We start from the raw sequence: 17,604 nt of genomic DNA on the forward strand, positions 1-17,604 counted from the left end.
GAAGAAGTGGAAGCACACCCATGCCCAAGCACTCGCGCCGCCTGCTGCGCGGTATAGGCCTCGTCTGCGCCCTCGCCCTCGGGGCGACCGCCTGCGGCTCCGACGACGGGGACTCCGGCCAGAAGGCCGTCTCCCGGGCGGACATCGATGCGGCCCTGAAGAAGGGCGGCACCCTCACGGTCTGGGCATGGGAGCCCACGCTCAAGCAGGTGGCCGCCGACTTCGAGAAGGAACACCCCGGCGTCAAGGTCGACCTCGTCAACGCCGGCACCAACAACGACCAGTACACGGCGCTGCAGAACGCCATCTCGGCGAAGAAGGGCGTCCCGGACGTCGCCCAGATCGAGTACTACGCGATGGGCCAGTACGCGCTGACCAAGCAGCTCACCGACCTCAAGGCGTTCGGTGCCGACAAGCTCTCCGCCAAGTTCTCCCCCGGTCCGTGGAACGGCGTGAAGGCCGGCGCCGACGGCGTCTACGCCCTGCCGATGGACTCCGGTCCGATGGCGCTGTTCTACAACAAGAAGGTCTTCGACAAGTACGACATCAAGGTGCCCACGACCTGGGCCGAGTACCTGGACGCCGCCCGCGACCTGCACAAGGCCGACCCGAAGGCGTACATCACCGCCGACACCGGCGACGCCGGGGTCACCACCAGCCTGCTCTGGCAGGCCGGTTCGCGCCCCTACACGGTCGACGGCACCAAGGTGAAGATCGACTTCTCGGACCAGGGCGCCAAGACGTACACCGACACCTGGCAGAAGCTCATCGACGAGAAGCTGCTCACCGACGTCAACCCCTGGACCGACGAGTGGTACAAGGGCCTCGGCGACGGCACCATCGCGACCCTGGCCACCGGTGCCTGGATGCCCGCCAACCTCGCCTCGGGCGTGAAGGACGCCGCCGGTGACTGGCGCGTCGCCCCGCTGCCGCAGTGGACCGCGGGCGGCAAGGCGAGCGCGGAGAACGGCGGCAGCGCGCTCGCGCTGCCGGAGCTCGGCAAGAACGAGGCGCTGGCGTACGCCTTCGTCGAGTACGCCAACGCGGGCAAGGGCGTGCAGACGCGCCTCGCCAACGGCGCCTTCCCGGCGACCACCGCCGATCTGCAGTCCACGAAGTTCCAGGACACCGCGTTCCCCTACCTCGGCGGCCAGCAGGCCAACAAGATCTTCGCCGAGTCGGCCGCGAACGTCGCCGACGACTGGTCGTACCTGCCCTACCAGGTGTACGCGAACTCGATCTTCAACGACACCGTCGGCAAGGCCTACGTCTCCGGCACCACGCTGACCGAGGGCCTCAAGTCCTGGCAGGACGCCTCGGTCAAGTACGGCACCGAGCAGGGCTTCACCGTCGAGAAGTAGCCCCCACCGGAAGGAACCCCATGATCTCCACCCTCCTGTCCCGTCTCCGGTCCGCAGAGGACGCCGCGCCCTCCTCCCGTCTCGCCTTCGGCGCCGACTACAACCCCGAGCAGTGGCCGCGGGAGGTGTGGGAGGAGGACGTCCGGCTGATGCGCGAGGCCGGCGTCAACGTCGTGTCGCTGGGCATCTTCTCCTGGGCCCGTATCCAGCCGGGGCCCGACACCTGGGACTTCGCCTGGCTCGACGAGGTCATGGACCTCCTGCACGCGAACGGCGTCGGCGTCGACCTGGCCACCGCCACCGCCTCCCCGCCGCCGTGGCTGACCACCGCGCACCCGGAGATCCTCCCGGTCACCGACCGGGGCGAGACCCTGTGGCCGGGCGCGCGCCAGCACTGGCGTCCGACGTCGCCGGTCTTCCGCGAGCACGCCCTGCGCCTGGTCCGGGAGCTGGCGACCCGCTACGCGGACCACCCGGCGCTGGTCGCCTGGCACGTCAACAACGAGCTGGGCTGCCACAACGTGTACGACTACTCGGACGACGCGGCCCGCGCCTTCCGCGACTGGCTGCGCGCGCGGTACGCCACGCTGGACGACCTCAACCACGCCTGGGGCACGGCGTTCTGGTCGCAGCGCTACAGCGACTGGGAGCAGATCCTGCCGCCGCGGCTGGCCGCCTCCCACCCGAACCCGACCCAGCAGCTGGACTTCAAGCGGTTCTCCTCGGACGTGCTGAAGGACCATCTGCGGGCGGAGCGGGACCTCCTGCGCGAGCTCACTCCCGACGTCCCCGTCACCACCAACTTCATGGTGATGCCCGGCACCAAGGGCATGAACTACGCCGACTGGGCGGGCGAGGTCGACTTCGTCGCCAACGACCACTACATCGTGCCGAGCGCCCAGGACCGCGACGAGCTGTCGTTCTCGGCCAACCTGACCAGCGGCATCGCGGGCGGCCGCCCCTGGTTCCTGATGGAGCACTCGACCAGCGCCGTCAACTGGCAGCCCGTCAACCTGGCCAAGCGGCCGGGTGAGCTGGCCAGGGACTCGCTGACGCACGTGGCGCACGGCGCCGACGCGGTCTGCTTCTTCCAGTGGCGGCAGTCGGCGGCCGGCGCCGAGAAGTACCACTCGGCGATGGTGCCGCACGCCGGCGCCGACAGCGACCTGTTCCGTGCGGTCACCGCGCTCGGTGACACGCTGAAGACGCTCGCGCCGGTCGCCGGGAGCGAGCGGGAGCCCGCCGAGGTCGGCATCCTCTTCGACTGGGAGTCGTGGTGGGCGAGCGAGCAGGACTCGCACCCCACCTCCCTGCTCGACTACCACCGGGAGGCGCTCGACTGGTACTCCGCGCTCCTCTCCCTCGGCATCCGCGCCGACGTCGTCACCACCGGCGCGGACCTGAGCCGCCACCGGGTGCTGATCGCGCCCGTGCTGCACCTGGTCCCGGCCGAGCTCGCCAAGGACCTCACGCGCTACGCCGAGCAGGGCGGCCACCTGGTCACCACGTACTTCTCCGGTGTCGTCGACGAGAACGACCACGTCTGGCTCGGCGGCTACCCGGGGGCCCTGCGGGACCTGCTCGGCATCCGTGTGGAGGAGTTCGGCCCGCTGCCCGCGGGGCAGACCGTGGAGCTGGACGACGGCAGCACCGGTGGGCTGTGGACCGACCACATCACCGTCACCGGGCCCGGGACCGAGGTCCTCGCCCGCTACCGCACCGGCACGCACGCGGACCGCCCGGCCATCACCCGGCGTCCGACGGGCAGCGGTTCGGCCGCCTACGTCTCCACCCGGCTCGGCGCCGACGGGCTCGCCTCGCTGCTGCCGCGGCTGCTGGAGCCCGCCGGCGTGGCGAGCGACCTGCCCGCCGAGGTACGCGGCTCGGTCGAGGCCACCGTGCGCCGGGGTCCGGGCGGCCGGTTCCTGTTCCTGGTCAACCGGACCGACGAGGCCGTGACCGTCCCCGGGGTCGCCGGAGAGGTCCTGGTGGGCGACACCGGCGCCGACGGCGTCGTCGTCCTCGGCCCCCGGGACGTCGCCGTACTGCGCACGCCCACCGCCTGAGCGCACACCCGCAGCACCCCCTCGATTCCTCGGAGCGGCACGCACCCGCTCCGAGGACCGTCCCCTCCTGCCCGGATCCGGGCAGGAGGGGCCACCGCAGCGACCACACCTTCACCGTTGGGAGCACACGATGGCACGCCGTACCCGCAGCAGACGCCTCCTCGGGGCCGCTGTCCTGACCGCCCTGGCCACGGGGGCCGCATCGATCGGCGTCCCGGCCCAGGCCGAACCGGCCTCGGCCACCGCCCCCGCCTCTGCCACCGCCTCCGCCGCATCCGTCACCGTGCGGCCGGACCCGTCGTACCAGCAGGAGGAGTTCGAGGGCTGGGGCACCAGTCTGGTCTGGTTCGCCAACGCGACCGGCGACTACCCGCCCGAGATCCGCGAGAAGCTGGCCCGGCTCCTGTTCGGCGACGACGGCCTGGGACTGAACATCGCCCGCTACAACATCGGCGGCGGCAACGCCCCGGACGTCAAGGACTACCTGCGGGCCGGCGGCGCCGTCGAGGGCTGGTGGCAGGCGCCCGCGGGCACCACCCGCGAGGACACCGACTGGTGGAGCGCCGACGACCCGGCCGACTGGAACAAGGACGCCGACGCGACCCAGCGCTGGTGGGTCGAGCGCATCAAGGACGACATCGACCACTGGGAGACGTTCAGCAACTCACCGCCCTGGTTCATGACGGTCAGCGGCTACGTCTCCGGCGGCTTCAACTCCTCCGCCGACCAGCTCAAGGCCGAGTCGGTCGACGACTTCGCCGCCTACCTGGCCGGTGCGACCAAGCGGCTGGAGAAGGCGGAGGGCATCGAGGTCGACACGGTCGACCCCTTCAACGAGCCCAACACGCCCTACTGGGGCACCACCCTGGGCGCAGACGGCGAACCCGTCGGCGGCCGGCAGGAGGGCGCCCACATGGGGCCCGAACTCCAGCGCAAGGTCCTCCAGGCCCTGGCCCCCGCGCTCCGGAAGGCGAAGGTCGGGGCGGACATCTCGGCGATGGACGAGACCAACCCGGGCACGTACGCCACGAACTGGAACGCCTACTCCCAGGCCGACCGGGACCTGGTCGGCCAGATGAACGTCCACACCTACGGCACCGGACAGCGCACCACCGTGCGCGACCTGTCGAAGGCGGCGGACAAGCCGCTGTGGATGAGCGAGGTGGGCGGCGACTGGGGCGACGGCCAGGACTTCGACGACATGCGGCCCGGCCTCGGCCTCGCCCAGCAGATCGTCGACGACCTGCGCGAACTGGAGCCCCGCGCCTGGGTGTTCTGGCAGCCCGTCGAGGACTACGACAACATGAAGCCCGGCGGCGAGTCGGCGAAGGGCGGCAACTGGGGCAGCATCCAGATCCCCTTCAGCTGCACCGCCGAGGACACCCTGGAGACCTGCCCGATCCGGACCAACACGAAGTTCGACACCGCCCGCAACTTCACCCATTTCATCAAGCCCGGTGACCGGCTGATCAAGACGGACGACACCTCCAGCGCCGCCGCCGTCACCCGCGACGGCAAGGGCGCCTCGCTCGTCCACGTCAACCGCACCACCGAGGCCCGCACGGTCACCGTCGACCTGTCGAAGTTCCGCGACGTGAGTCGCGGGGCCACCGTCACCCCGGTCGTCACCAGTGCCGACGGCAAGCTCGAGCAGCAGGCCCCGATCAGGGTGAGCGACCGCACGGCCACCTTCACCGTGCCCGCGCAGTCCGTGACCTCCTTCGAGATCGAGGGCGTCTCGGGCGTCGCCGCGGACGCGGCCCTGCTGCGCAAGGGCCACACCTACACGCTGACCGGCGTACAGAGCGGCAGGTCCGTCACCGTCGCGGCAGGCGGCACGAACCTGGTCCTCGGCACCGGGACGAGCGCCCAGCGGTGGCGGCTGAGCGCGGTGCGCCACGACAGCGGCGTGCGCGACCGCTACGTCTTCACCGACCCGGAGAACGGCACCCGGCTGGCCGTACGCGACGACGTCCCGGTGGCCGAACCCGACCGGGGCCGGCGTGACGCGGCAACCGAGTGGATCATGTCGACCACCGGGGACGGCACCTGGACGCTCGTCAACGCCGCCACCGGGCGCCTCCTCGAAGTCGGCGGCCAGGCCACCCACGAGGGCGCGGCCGTCACGACCTGGCAGCCCAACTCCGGCGCCAACCAGCGCTGGACCGTGACGGACGTGACCGCGAGCTGACCACGACACGACCCGGCCGGTCCCGTCCGCACGTCCACCGGCGGTGCGGACGGGACCGGCCGGGCGACCGCGTACCGGAGGAGGATGTGCATGACCATGGACCCGCGTGAGCGCGAAGTACGCCGCAGGATGGCGGCGCAGGAGCTGTACTCTGACGGCGCGCCCGGCCTGGCGGGGCTGGCGGAGGAACGCACACGGGGCAAGGAGCTCGCCGACGCGTACAACCGGACCGGCCCCCGGGACGAGGAGGGCCGCCGGACGCTCCTGAAGGAGCTCTTCGCCTCCCTCGGCACGGGCGTGTGGATCGAACCACCGCTGCACGTCGCCTACGGCACCAACGTGCACCTGGGTGACGACGTCTACGCCAACTTCGGCCTCACCCTCGTCGACGACGTCGAGGTCTTCGTCGGGGACCGGGTGATGTTCGCCCCGCACGTCACCATCAGCACCACCGGACACCCCGTCCACCCGGATCTGCGCCGGGACGGCACGCAGTTCTCGGCGCCGGTGACCATCGAGGACGACGTGTGGATCGGGGCCGGCGCGCAGATCATGCCGGGGGTCACCGTCGGCCGGGGTTCGGTGGTCGGCGCGGGCAGCGTGGTGACGGCACACGTGCCGCCCATGACGGTTGTCGCCGGGACTCCGGCGCGGGTGCTGCGCGAGATCACCGACGCGGACCGGGAGTGGACCCACCGTCCACCGCGCACCCTGGGCAGGGGCGGCGAGTGAACACCGACTGACCGGCAACTTCCGTCGTCCGTAGGGGACATGGCACGCCACACACACCAGTACGATGATCAAAAACCGCGGCGTAGCTTCCCCTACCGGACGACGGAGCCTGCCATGACCACCGACCCTTCCCGGCCCGGCCACATCGACACCGGCCGGGCGCACCCCGCACGTGTCTACGACTGGCTGCTGGGCGGCAAGGACAACTACCCCGTCGACGAGGCGGTGGGCGAGACACTGCCGCCGCAGGCCCGGGAAGCGGCGCGGCAGAACCGCGCGTTCATGAACCGTGCGGTGGCCCACCTCGCGGCGCAGGGCGTCGACCAGTTCCTGGACATCGGCACGGGCATCCCGACCGAGCCCAACCTCCACCAGATAGTGCAACAGGTGGTGCCTACGGCCCGGGTCGTCTACGCGGACAACGACCCGATCGTGCTGCGGCACGCGGAGGCCCTGCTGGTCAGCAGCCCCGAGGGGGCCACGGACTACATCCAGGCCGACGTCCGCGAGCCGGACCTGATCGTGCGGCACGCCCGCGAGGTCCTGGACTTCGACCGCCCCATCGCCCTGTCGCTGATCGCCCTGATGCACTTCGTCCCGGACGAGCAGGACGCCCACGGAATCGTCCGCGGCCTGGTCGAGACCCTGCCCCCGGGCAGCCACCTGGTCCTCTCGCATGCCGCGATCGACCTCTTCCCCGAGCTCGCGGAGCAGGTGATCGAGCAGTACGCGAAGGGCGGCATCCGGCTCGGCTTCCGCACCCGGGCCGAGGTGAGCCGCTTCTTCGACGGCCTGGAACTGGCGCCGCCCGGCCTGGTCACGGCGACCGAGTGGTACGGCGCGGACCAGGAGCCGCTCGCACCGGAGGAGAGCGGGATCTACGCGGGGGTCGCGCGCGTCCCCTGACGGGCGTCGGGCGACAGGTAAGGCGAACCTGACGTCCGATAATGTTCAATGTGCAACCATTAGCCGGGAGCCCCCTTCCGGCACGCACACACCTGGGAGCCGGCCTTGCCACACACGATCGACGCGACCGGAGACCGCACGGACGCCGTCACCGAGGAGGGCTGGGTCGAGCTCGGCTCGCACACCGAGCTGCGCGCGCTGCTGGGCGAGCCCTGGCCCATCGTCATCGACAAGGTCCACGAACGGCTCACGGACGAGGACCGGGACATTCTCGCCCGGTCCTCGTTCTGTCTGCTGGCCACCTCGGACGCCCGGGGCAACTGCGACGTCTCGCCGCGCGGCGACGCCCCGGGCTTCACGCACGTGCTCGGCCCCGGCACCATCGCCCTGCCCGACCGGCCGGGGAACCGGAGGGGGGACAGCTTCCACAACATCCTCGACAACCCGCACGCCGGCCTGCTCTACCTGATCCCCGGTGGCAAGGAGGTGCTGCGGGTCAACGGCCGGGTCCGCATCCTCACCGACGCGCCCTTCTTCGACGCGATGGCGCACAGGGGCAGGCGCCCGGACCTGGCGCTGCTCATGGAGATCGACGAGATCTACCTCCACTGCCCGCAGTCCCTGAACCGGGCGGGTCTGTGGAAATCCCGGACACAGCAGGCGAGTTGAGCCCCTCGCCCGCCTGCGGGCAGGAGGGGCGGAGCAGTCGCCGTCCCTACCGTGTGACCCCCGCCTCTACCAGCGCTTTTTAGGTTAGGCTAACCTTCGCCACGTGAGATCTGGTGAAGACGCAGCCGGTACCCCGCGCCTGCGCGGTCATGAGCTGTCGGCCACGGGCGTGACCGTGGCGTACGACGGTGTCGATGTCGTGCACGACGCGGCGGTCCGGCTCAGGCCCGGCGAAGTGACCGTCCTGGTGGGCCCGAACGGCAGCGGTAAGTCGACACTGCTGCGCACCGTCGCCCGGCTGCAGAAGGCCCGCAGTGCGACGCTCAGCATCGACGGCGGCACCGACGGCCTGGCGCTGACGTCCCGTGAGTTCTCGCGGTACGTCGCCCTGCTGACGCAGGCGCGCCCCACGCCCGGCGGCCTGACCGTGCGGGACGTCGTCGAGTTCGGCCGCTATCCGTACCGGGGCCGCTGGGGGCGGCCGGATCCGGACGGCCCGGCCGCCGTCGACCGGGCGCTCGCGCTCACCGGCGTCGACGGCCTCGCCGACCGCGGCGCCGACCACCTGTCCGGCGGGCAGTTGCAGCGGGTGTGGCTCGCGAGCTGTCTCGCCCAGGAGACCGGCGTGCTGCTCCTGGACGAACCCACCACCTACCTCGACCTGCGCTACCAGATCGAACTCCTCGACCTCATCCGCGACCTGGCGGACGACCACGGGATCGCCGTCGGGGTCGTCCTGCACGACCTCGACCAGGCGGCGGCCGTCGCCGACCGGATCACGCTCCTCGAAGCGGGCCGGATCGTCGCCGACGGCCCGCCCGAGGACGTACTGACGCCGGAACGCCTGACCGCCGTCTACGGCATCCGGATCGACGTCGACACCGACCCCCTCACCGGCCGGCTGCGCACCCGCCCGATCGGCCGCCACCACATACGAACCGAAAGGCTCGGCACCACCTCATGAGACGCCTCCTCCTCACCGCGGCCGCCACCACCGCCGCGGCGCTCACCCTCGCCGCCTGCGGCACCACCGAGCCCGCCGCCGACAAGTCGGAGAAGAAGGCCTCCGAGGCCATCACGCTCAAGGACGGCAAGGGCAACGAGGTGAAGCTGGACGGCCCGGCCACCAAGGTCGTCGCCACCGAGTGGAACGTGGTCGAGAGCCTGCTCTCGCTGGGTGTCGAGCCCGTCGGTGTCGCCGACGTGAAGGGCTACAAGACGTGGGACACCTCGGTCCCCCTGAAGGGCAACCCCAAGGACATCGGCACGCGCGGCGAGCCGAGCATGGACACCGTCGCCTCGCTCGCCCCCGACCTCATCGTCGCCACCACGGACCTGGCCCCCGCCGCCGTGAAGCAGCTGCGCGAGGTCGCCCCGGTGCTGGAGGTCCAGTCCGCCGACGGCGCCGGCCAGATCGACCGGATGCTGGGGAACGTCGACCTGATCGCCCAGGCCACCGGCACCACGGACAAGGCCAAGGAGATCCGCGAGGGCTTCGAGGCCAAGGTCGCCGAGGGCAAGAAGGCCCTGACCGACGCAAAGATGGCCGGCAAGGAGATCGCCTTCGCGGACGGCTACGTCGCCTCCAACCAGGTCTCGATCCGCCCCTACACCGCCACCTCGCTCATCGGTGAGGTCAACGAGGCTATCGGTCTGAAGAACGCCTGGAAGGTGAAGGGCGACGAGGCCTACGGTCTCGGCGCCACCGATGTGGAGGGCCTGACCGCCCTGCCCGAGGACGTCCAGTTCGCCTACATCGGCAACGACGAGGACCCGAACGCCACCCCGTTCACCGGCGCGCTGGCCAAGAACTCCGTCTGGACGTCCCTGCCGTTCGTGAAGGCCGGCGACGTGCACCGGCTGGAGGACGGCATCTGGATGTTCGGCGGTCCCGGGTCGATGGAGGCGTACATCGACGCCGTCGTCGGCGCGCTGACGAAGTAGCGAGGCCATGGCCGTCACCGCAACCAAACCCGCGGCCCGTCCGTCGGCGGTCCCCACCTCCCGGTCGGGCGCGGCCGCGGTGACGGCCGGGATCGTCCTGCTGGTCGCCGTCCTCGCCGTCGTCGACGTCACCCAGGGCACCGCCGCCGTCGGTCCCTCGGAGGTGTTCAAGGCCCTGACCGGGCGCGCCGATCCGGACGACGCGTCGGTGGTGGTCGCGTCCCGGCTGCCGCGCATGACCGCCGGCCTGCTGGTCGGCGCCGTCCTCGGCATGGCCGGCGCGGTGCTCCAGGCGGTCAGCCGCAATGTGCTGGCCTCCCCCGACACCCTGGCGGTGAACGCGGGTTCGTACCTGGCGCTCGGGCTGGCCGGCGCCACCGGTGTCTCGCTGCCGATGATCGCCTCCTCCGGGGTCGCCTTCGTCGGCGGCCTGGCGGCGGCGGCCGTCGTGCTCGGCCTCTCCGGCCTCGGCACGGGCACCGTCCGGCTCGTGCTCGCCGGCACCGCCCTGATGCTGGGTCTGAACTCCATGACGGAGGGCCTGCTCCTGCTCTTCCCGGAGCAGACGGAGGGCCTCTACCAGTGGAACCAGGGCAGCATCGGCCAGAACGGCTTCGACGGCGTCCTGCAGATGCTGCCGATCGCTCTGGTCGGCCTGGTCGGGCTGCTGCTGACGGCCCGCCGGGTGGACGCGCTCGCCCTCGGTGACGACGCGGCGCGCGGGCTGGGTGTCCCGGTGCGGGCCACCCGGGTCACGGTCGTCGTGCTGGCGGCGCTGCTGTCGGCCGCGGCGGTCACGCTCGCCGGGCCCATCGGCTTCGTCGGCCTGTGCGCACCCGCGCTGGTCCGCCCGCTCGCCCGCCGGTTCCGCGGCTTCGCGCGCTCCCGTACGTCCCTGCCCGTGGCCGCCCTGACCGGCGCGGCCCTGGTGCTCGGTTCGGACGTGCTGCTGCGGGCGCTGGTGGCGGACGACCGCGCGGTGTCCGTGCCCACGGGCGTGGTCACCAGCCTGGTCGGCGCCGTGTTCCTGGTCGTCATGGCGCTGCGGGTGCGGGACACCGCCGGGGCCGGTGCCCCGGACCGGCTGCGCATCCCGAGCCGGACGGTGTTCCTGGCCACGGTCGCCGTCCTGGTCGCCGTCCTGGTGGGCCTGGTGATCGCCGCGGTACTCGTGGGCGACAGCAAGCTCCTGCTCGGCGACGTCGTCAACTGGGCCCAGGGACGGGCCGGGCGGACCGTGTCCTTCGTCCTGGACACCCGGGTGCCCCGCGTGCTCGCCGCGCTGTGCGCGGGTGCGGCGCTCGCCCTGGCCGGCACGATGGTGCAGGCCGTCACCCGCAACCCGCTCGCCGAGCCGAACGTCCTCGGCGTCACCGGCGGCGGCGCGCTGGGCGCCGTGATCCTGGTGACGACCGTGCCGGCCGCGGGAACGTGGGGGGTCGCCGGTGCGGCGTTCGCGGGGTCCGCCCTCACCGCGGTCCTCGTCTTCGGGCTCGCCGCCCGGGGCGGCTTCCAGCAGAACCGGCTGGTCCTCGTCGGCATCGGCGTCGCCTCCGCGTCGGCGGCGCTGATCAGCCTGCTGATCGTGCTCACCGACCCGTTCAACGCGACCAAGGCCCTGACCTGGCTGTCGGGTTCGACCTACGGGCGGACCATGCCGGACGTCGTGCCGGTCGCGCTGGCGCTGGTCGTCGGCATCGGCGTGGCGGTGGCCCGGCGCGCCGAGCTGGACCTGCTCTCGCTGGACGAGGACACGCCGCGGCTGCTCGGGCTGCGGATCGCACCGGGCCGCCTGGGCTTCCTCGTCCTGAGCGTGGTGCTCAGCTCGACCGCCGTGGCCTGCGCGGGCACCATCGGGTTCGTGGGTCTCGTGGCCCCGCACGCGGCCCGCGCCCTCGTGGGCCGGCGGCACGTACGGGTCGTGCCGGTCGCCGTCCTCCTCGGCGCCGTCCTCGTCTGCGCGGCCGACCTGCTCGGCCGCACGGTGATCGCCCCGGCCCAGCTCGGCGCGGGCCTCATGACGGCGGTGATCGGTACGCCGTACTTCCTGTACCTCCTGGTACGCAGCCGCCGGTAGCCGGTGCACCGGGCCGGACAGCCGCTGTCCGGCCCGGTGGGCGAGGCGCGGCGCGTTTCCGTGGGCGAAGTCGTCCGTCGGGTCACCCTTGTTAGACACAGCGTCAAGTTACTGAAACGTAATAAGCCTGACGCTACCCGCGGTAACCCCTGGCCGGTTACGGTCCCGTCACCCCACAGGAGCAACGCGACCACGGCCCTGCCCCCACCGCACCGCGGACGACCGGGTTGCGGCCCTTCCCCAGGAGGTTCGCCATGCCCCCACGCACGCGCATGCTCGCCGCGGCCATCACCGCGGCGCTCGCCCTCGGCGCCCAGGCCGCCCCGGCCGCCCCGGCCGCAGCGGCCCCGGACACGACCTCGGACGTGTCCCGCGGCGTCGAGATCCCCGCCTTCTACTCCCCGCCGTCCGAACTCCCGGACGCCGACGGCACGCTGATCCGCACCGAGCCGCTCCCCCTCGCGCTCAGCCTGCCCGGTCTCGACGGGCCCCTCCCCGGCCGGGCGACCCGGCTGATGTACAAGTCCACCGACGCGAGCGGCGCACCGGTCGCCGTGACCGGCGCCTACATCGAACCCGCCACACCATGGCGCGGTGAGGGACCGCGGCCCCTGGTCGTCGTCGCCCCGGGCACCATGGGCCAGGGCGACCAGTGCGCCGCGTCGATGGGCCTGGAGCACCCGCTGCGCATCAACGGCGAGACGGTCTCGGTGGGTTACGAGGACCTGTCCGTCTACCGGCTGCTGGCCCGCGGCGTCGCCGTCGTCGTCACCGACTACGTCGGCCTCGGCGCGACGGACCGGCTGCACACCTACGTCAACCGCGTGGACGAGGCCCACGCCGTACTGGACGCGGTACGCGCCGCACGCGCCCTGGACTCGGCGTCGGTCACCGCCGACTCGCCCGTGGGCCTGTTCGGCTACAGCCAGGGCGGCGGTGCGGCCGCCGCCGCGGCCGAACTCCAGCCGTCCTACGCCCCGGACGTCGAACTGGCCGGCACCTACGCGGGTGCGCCGCCCGCCGACCTGACGGAGGTCACCGAGGCCATCGACGGAAGCGACCTGGCGGGCGCGCTGGGCTGGTCCCTCAACGGCTTCCTCCAGAGCGAGCCGTCCCTGCGGCCCATCGCCGACCGGTACATCAACGCCGCGGGAAAGGAGGCGCTGACGGACCTGTCGACGATGTGCATCGGCGACGCGCTCTTCTCGTACGGCTCCGACAGCAGCACGGCCTGGACGAAGACCGGGCAGTCGCTGAGCGACATCATCCGGGCCGAGCCCGCACTGCAGGCCTTCCTCGACAAGCAGCGCATCGGCACCCTGAAGCCGAGCGGCCCGGTGCGCGTGGCGACGGGCGTCAGCGACGACCTCGTCCCGCACGAGCAGGCGCGCCGGCTGGCCGTCGACTGGTGCGCCGAGGGCGGGCAGGTCACCTACGTACCCGTCCTGCTCCCGGGCGTCGGCAGCGGCCTGCTCAACCACGCCGCTCCGCTCCTCACCGACCAGGGCGCCGCCGTCTCCTGGCTCACCGACCGGCTCTCCGGGAAGCCGGCCGGATCCAACTGCCGGAGCATGCCCGTGCAGCCCTGAGCCCCACCCGGCAGACGCACCCGAGGACCCCGGCGCCGCCGCGCCGGGGTCCTCGCGCGTATCGGCTCGGGCTGCGCCGGACGATCACTGCGGCACAGAATTCGCTCAGGCGAACGTGGTGACGCGACAGAAAGGCAGCGGCGTGGAGAACGCGAAGCCTGACGGCGGGTCCGGTCCCCCGGGCCGGGTGAAGATGCCGAGTACGGTCGCGCACCTGCCGCGGCAGGTGCGCGAGGAGCTGTCCCGACGGCTCCGACGCAACAAGCGGGCCTTCCGCGAGGAGGACGTCCAGGTGGTCGAGGGGCCCCTGCTGAAACGCGCGGTGGGGGCCTCGGCACTCGGCAACTGCATGGAGTGGTTCGACTTCGGCATCTACAGCTACCTGGCCGCCACCATCGGGAAGGTCTTCTTCCCCGGCGCGTCCCCGGCGGCGCAGGTCATCTCGTCCTTCGCCACCTTCGCCGCGGCGTTCGTCGTGCGTCCGCTCGGCGGCCTGGTCTTCGGCCCGCTCGGGGACCGCCTCGGCCGGCAGAAGGTGCTCGCCACCACCATGATCCTGATGGCGATCGGCACCTTCTCGATCGGGCTGATCCCCAGCTACGCCACCATCGGCATCGCCGCCCCGGCCCTGCTGTTGCTCGCCCGAATGGTCCAGGGCTTCTCCACCGGTGGCGAGTACGGCGGCGCCACCACCTTCGTCGCCGAGTACTCACCCGACCGCCGGCGCGGCTTCCTCTCCAGCTGGCTCGACTGCGGCACGTTCGTCGGCTACGCCCTGGGCTCGGCGCTGGTCACCGTCCTGAACCTGACGCTGACCGACGCCCAGATGCTCTCCTGGGGCTGGCGCCTGCCCTTCCTGATCGCCGGTCCGCTGGGCCTCATCGGCCTGTACATGCGGCTCAAACTGGAGGAGTCCCCCGCCTTCCAGCAGCAGCTCGACGTGCACGAGAAGAGCCTCGCCCAGGAGTCGGCGGGCAGCGAGTTCAAGACCATCGTCAAGGACCACTGGCGTCCGCTGCTCGTCTGCATGGGCCTGGTGCTGCTCTACAACGTCACCAACTACATGGTCACCGGCTATCTGCCCACGTACCAGACGGAGGTCCTGGACCGCTCCAGCGCCTTCGCCGACGTCCTGGTGCTGATCGGCATGGTGTGGATCGTGCTGCTGATCACCTTCCTCGGCCGGCTCAGCGATCACGTCGGCCGGCGCCCGCTCTACGCCGTCGGCGCCGCCGCGATGATCGTCCTCGCCGCACCGGCCTTCCTGCTCCTGAAGGCCGACGGCACGTGGGCGCCGGTCGCCGGGATCCTGCTGCTGTCCAGTCTGCTGGTCTGCTTCGCCGCGCCGAGCGCCGCCACCCTGCCCGCGCTGTTCCCGACCGCCGTGCGCTACGCGGCCATGGGCATCGGGTTCAACTTCGCCGTCGCGGCCTTCGGCGGCACCACTCCGCTGTTCACCGAGGCCCTGGTGAACATCACCGGCAATGACATGATGCCCGCCTACTACCTGATGGTGGCCGGTGTGATCGGCCTGGTGACCGTGAGGTTCCTGCCGGAGAGCGCGCAGGTGCCGCTCCACGGCTCGCAGCCCATGGTCGGCTCCCGGGCAGAGCAGCGGGAGCTCATCACCACCTCGAAGGACCTCTACAGCTTCTCCAAGGAGCGCACGGAGGCCGGTTGAGGGGACGCCGGGAGACGACCCCGGCGCGCGAACCGCAGCGTCGCGCCCGACCCGAGGGCGACCCCGGCGCAGACCAGGGCACTGCCCACGGCCTGCGCGGCACCGTAGGAGCCCGTGCCGACGAGCGGTGCCGTGCAGGCGGCGGCGACGGGGATCAGGCCGGAGAACAGGGTGGCGCGCTCGGCACCGATCCGCTGCATGCCCATGTACCAGCACACGAACCCGACGACGGTGACCACCGCCGCCTGCCACAGCAGCGCGCCCGTCTCGACCGCGTCCGGCCGCCGCAGCCACCCGGAACCGTCGGCCAGGACGCCGGCCACCGCCGACTCGACGGCCGCGATCCCGCACACCACGGTGGACAGCAGCCGCGGGCCCAGGGGCCGCAGCACCGGCACGGCGAGGACGGCGAAACCGACCTCGCCGACCAGGGCGCACACGGAGAAGGCGATGCCCGCGCCGTCGGTGCGCCCCCAGCCCTGGACCGTGAAGGCGCCCACGGCCACGAGCAGGGCCCCGTACAGCACGGCGCGCTGCGGCCGGCGCCCGTCCAAGAGGGGGACGAGGACGGCGACCACCACGGGCGCACAGCCGACGAACACCCCGGGAACGGCCGGTTCCGCCGTGCGTTCCGCGGCGAGGACGGCCAGGTTGAAGCCGACCATGCCGACGGCCGCGAGCAGCGCGAGACGCAGCCATCGGCCGGGACCGAGCATGCGCAGCCGGGCCGTGGCGCCGGGCCCGGCGAGCGGGATCAGCAGCAGGAACGCCAGACCGTAGCGCAGGAACTGGCCGCCCGCGTACGGGTAGTCGCCGAGCAGGCTGTTGGCGGTGAAGGACCCTCCGACGAGGACACAGGCGAGCGCGGCGAGCAGGGCGCCGCGCGTGGTGGTGGAGTTCATGACCACGACGCTAGAAAGCCGGGCGGCCCGTCACGGGGTCCACTTCAGGGGCGTCATCGGGGACCAATCGGCGACGGCGGCCCTCACACGGGCGCCACCCTTTCTCCATCACGTGCATGTCCCGGGAATCGGGGTAGTCGGAACGTCCCGGTGCCAACACATCGGTAAAGGACGGGACTTGAGGGAAATAGACAGACCCGTGACGAACAGATCGGTAATGAACGGACATGGGAAAGGACTGCCCGTGCACACCAGCAAAGTGGCGACCGCTGTGGCGACCGCGACCGTCTCCGTCGCCTTACTGGCCGGCTGCGGCGGCGATTCCGGTGGCGAGAGCAAGCCCTTCGAGGGACAGAGCGCCGACGACATCGCAGCCAAGGCCGTCGAGGCCACCCAGCAGGCGAAGTCCATGCACATGAAGGGCGACACCCGCTTGGAGGACGGCAGCACCGTCACCATCGACGTCTCGGTCGACCAGGAGAAGAACTGCCAGGGCACCATCGCCACCGGCGAGTCCGAGGCGGACGTGCGGCACACCGAGGCGACCCTCTACCTGCGCGGCGACGAGCAGTACTGGCGCAGCGCCCTTGCGCAGCAGCCCGACGCGGCCCAGAAGATGGTGCCGAAGCTGCAGGGCAAGTGGGTGAGGATGCCGGCGAACGACGCCACGACCGCCGGTGTCTGCGACAAGCAGGGCTTCATCGCCGCCATGGACGAGGACAAGTCCGAGCGCCGGGGCATGAAGCGCGGCTCCACGACGGAGGTGAACGGCGAGCAGGCCCTGAAGCTGACCAAGGAGGCCTCCGGCGGCGAGAAACTCGCCCTGTACGTCGCCACGGAGGGAGAGCCGTACATCCTGAAGACCACGACCGAGGGCGGCAAGAACCCCGGCAGCGTCACGTTCAGCGAGTACGGCGAGCCGGTGAGCCCCGAACAGCCGCCGGCCGACCAGACGGTCGACCTGAAGGAATTCGCGGGCGAGCAGCAGACCTGACGCCCTAGGCGCTCCCCGCCTCCCCTCGCTCCCGGTCCGAGGCCGGCCACACATAGGGCAGGTCGTCCGGGACCCCGGGGAACAGCCCGGCGTACACGGCGGGGTCCTTGCGCACCAGAGCCGACCGGTGGCTGCGGTGGAAGGCCTCGTCACCGAGCCAGGGCGGCAGTTCCCCGGCATCCGCGAGCTCCCGCTGGTCCCGCACCGGTTCGCCCGGGCGGCACGCGGCCAGACCGGCGACGAGGGAGGCCGCGCAACTGTCCTGGTGGCCCTGCTCGCGCCAGACCCGGCAGATCTCCAGGCCGTACCGGACGAGTGCCTCCTCGTAGCCCGTCCACATGGTGACCGCCGGGTGCCGGCGCCAGCCGTAGCCGGGCACGGTCAGACCGCGCAGCACCTGGAGCGCCTCGACCCGTTGCTTGCCGAGCCGGCGGCGGTCGAGGGTGAGGGCCGACTCGCGGAAGCCGGGGTGGGGAAGGAAGGTCTGCATGC

The 17,604-nt window shown here is 71.9% G+C and carries 14 protein-coding genes; 12 read left to right on the forward strand and 2 right to left on the reverse strand.

Annotation, left to right across the window (positions count from 1 at the left end; translation table 11 throughout):
• Positions 1–20 precede the first annotated feature (20 nt).
• The 11 genes from ACIGO6_RS25715 (at position 21) to ACIGO6_RS25765 (ending at position 15,216) form a co-directional block, all read left to right on the forward strand.
• Positions 21–1,361, forward strand: coding sequence for an ABC transporter substrate-binding protein (locus ACIGO6_RS25715; protein ID WP_399879907.1), 1,341 nt, complete (start codon positions 21–23; stop codon positions 1,359–1,361).
• 20 nt (positions 1,362–1,381) lie between these two features.
• Positions 1,382–3,427, forward strand: coding sequence for a beta-galactosidase (locus ACIGO6_RS25720; RefSeq protein WP_399879909.1), 2,046 nt, complete (start codon positions 1,382–1,384; stop codon positions 3,425–3,427).
• A gap of 130 nt (positions 3,428–3,557) precedes the next feature.
• Positions 3,558–5,618 (forward strand): glycoside hydrolase, encoded by a 2,061-nt coding sequence (locus ACIGO6_RS25725; RefSeq protein ID WP_399879910.1) that lies wholly within the window; start codon positions 3,558–3,560, stop codon positions 5,616–5,618.
• Between the two features lie 90 nt (positions 5,619–5,708).
• Complete coding sequence (locus ACIGO6_RS25730) at positions 5,709–6,350, forward strand: sugar O-acetyltransferase (protein WP_399879912.1); 642 nt, start codon at positions 5,709–5,711, stop codon at positions 6,348–6,350.
• A 114-nt stretch (positions 6,351–6,464) separates the two neighbouring features.
• Positions 6,465–7,256 carry an SAM-dependent methyltransferase gene (locus ACIGO6_RS25735; RefSeq protein WP_399879914.1) on the forward strand — a complete coding sequence of 264 codons (792 nt, stop codon included), beginning with the start codon at positions 6,465–6,467 and terminating at the stop codon, positions 7,254–7,256.
• 105 nt (positions 7,257–7,361) lie between these two features.
• Complete coding sequence (locus ACIGO6_RS25740; protein ID WP_399879915.1) at positions 7,362–7,925, forward strand: MSMEG_1061 family FMN-dependent PPOX-type flavoprotein; 564 nt, start codon at positions 7,362–7,364, stop codon at positions 7,923–7,925.
• A 103-nt stretch (positions 7,926–8,028) separates the two neighbouring features.
• Complete coding sequence (cdtA, locus tag ACIGO6_RS25745) at positions 8,029–8,889, forward strand: siderophore ABC transporter ATP-binding protein CdtA (protein WP_399879917.1); 861 nt, start codon at positions 8,029–8,031, stop codon at positions 8,887–8,889.
• Positions 8,886–9,869: an iron-siderophore ABC transporter substrate-binding protein gene (locus ACIGO6_RS25750; RefSeq protein WP_399879919.1), complete on the forward strand. Its 984-nt coding sequence runs from the start codon at positions 8,886–8,888 to the stop codon at positions 9,867–9,869. The genes cdtA and ACIGO6_RS25750 overlap by 4 nt, the downstream gene beginning before the upstream one ends.
• 7 nt (positions 9,870–9,876) lie before the next feature.
• Positions 9,877–11,946, forward strand: a complete 2,070-nt coding sequence (locus tag ACIGO6_RS25755) for an iron ABC transporter permease (RefSeq protein ID WP_399879920.1) — start codon at positions 9,877–9,879, stop codon at positions 11,944–11,946.
• Positions 11,947–12,200: 254 nt separating this feature from the next.
• The gene (locus tag ACIGO6_RS25760) at positions 12,201–13,535 is read left to right on the forward strand and encodes a lipase family protein (protein WP_399879921.1); all 1,335 of its coding nucleotides are present in this window, start codon (positions 12,201–12,203) and stop codon (positions 13,533–13,535) included.
• A gap of 193 nt (positions 13,536–13,728) precedes the next feature.
• Positions 13,729–15,216 (forward strand): MFS transporter, encoded by a 1,488-nt coding sequence (locus ACIGO6_RS25765; RefSeq protein ID WP_399880097.1) that lies wholly within the window; start codon positions 13,729–13,731, stop codon positions 15,214–15,216.
• Here ACIGO6_RS25765 and ACIGO6_RS25770 read toward each other — a convergent pair.
• Positions 15,180–16,118: a DMT family transporter gene (locus ACIGO6_RS25770; protein WP_399879923.1), complete on the reverse strand. Its 939-nt coding sequence runs from the start codon at positions 16,116–16,118 to the stop codon at positions 15,180–15,182. The two genes, ACIGO6_RS25765 and ACIGO6_RS25770, sit on opposite strands and share 37 nt — an antisense overlap.
• 244 nt (positions 16,119–16,362) lie before the next feature.
• Here ACIGO6_RS25770 and ACIGO6_RS25775 point away from each other — a divergent pair, with 244 nt between their 5' ends.
• Entirely contained in the window at positions 16,363–17,112 is a 750-nt protein-coding gene (locus tag ACIGO6_RS25775) for a hypothetical protein (RefSeq protein ID WP_399879924.1), read from the forward strand.
• Between the two features lie 4 nt (positions 17,113–17,116).
• Here the strand turns inward: ACIGO6_RS25775 and ACIGO6_RS25780 are convergent, their stop codons facing one another.
• Positions 17,117–17,602 (reverse strand): MSMEG_6728 family protein, encoded by a 486-nt coding sequence (locus tag ACIGO6_RS25780; protein ID WP_399879926.1) that lies wholly within the window; start codon positions 17,600–17,602, stop codon positions 17,117–17,119.
• Between the last annotated feature and the right edge of the window lie 2 nt (positions 17,603–17,604).

Source organism: Streptomyces sp. NPDC053750 (assembly GCF_044544295.1).
GTDB lineage: Bacteria > Actinomycetota > Actinomycetes > Streptomycetales > Streptomycetaceae > Streptomyces.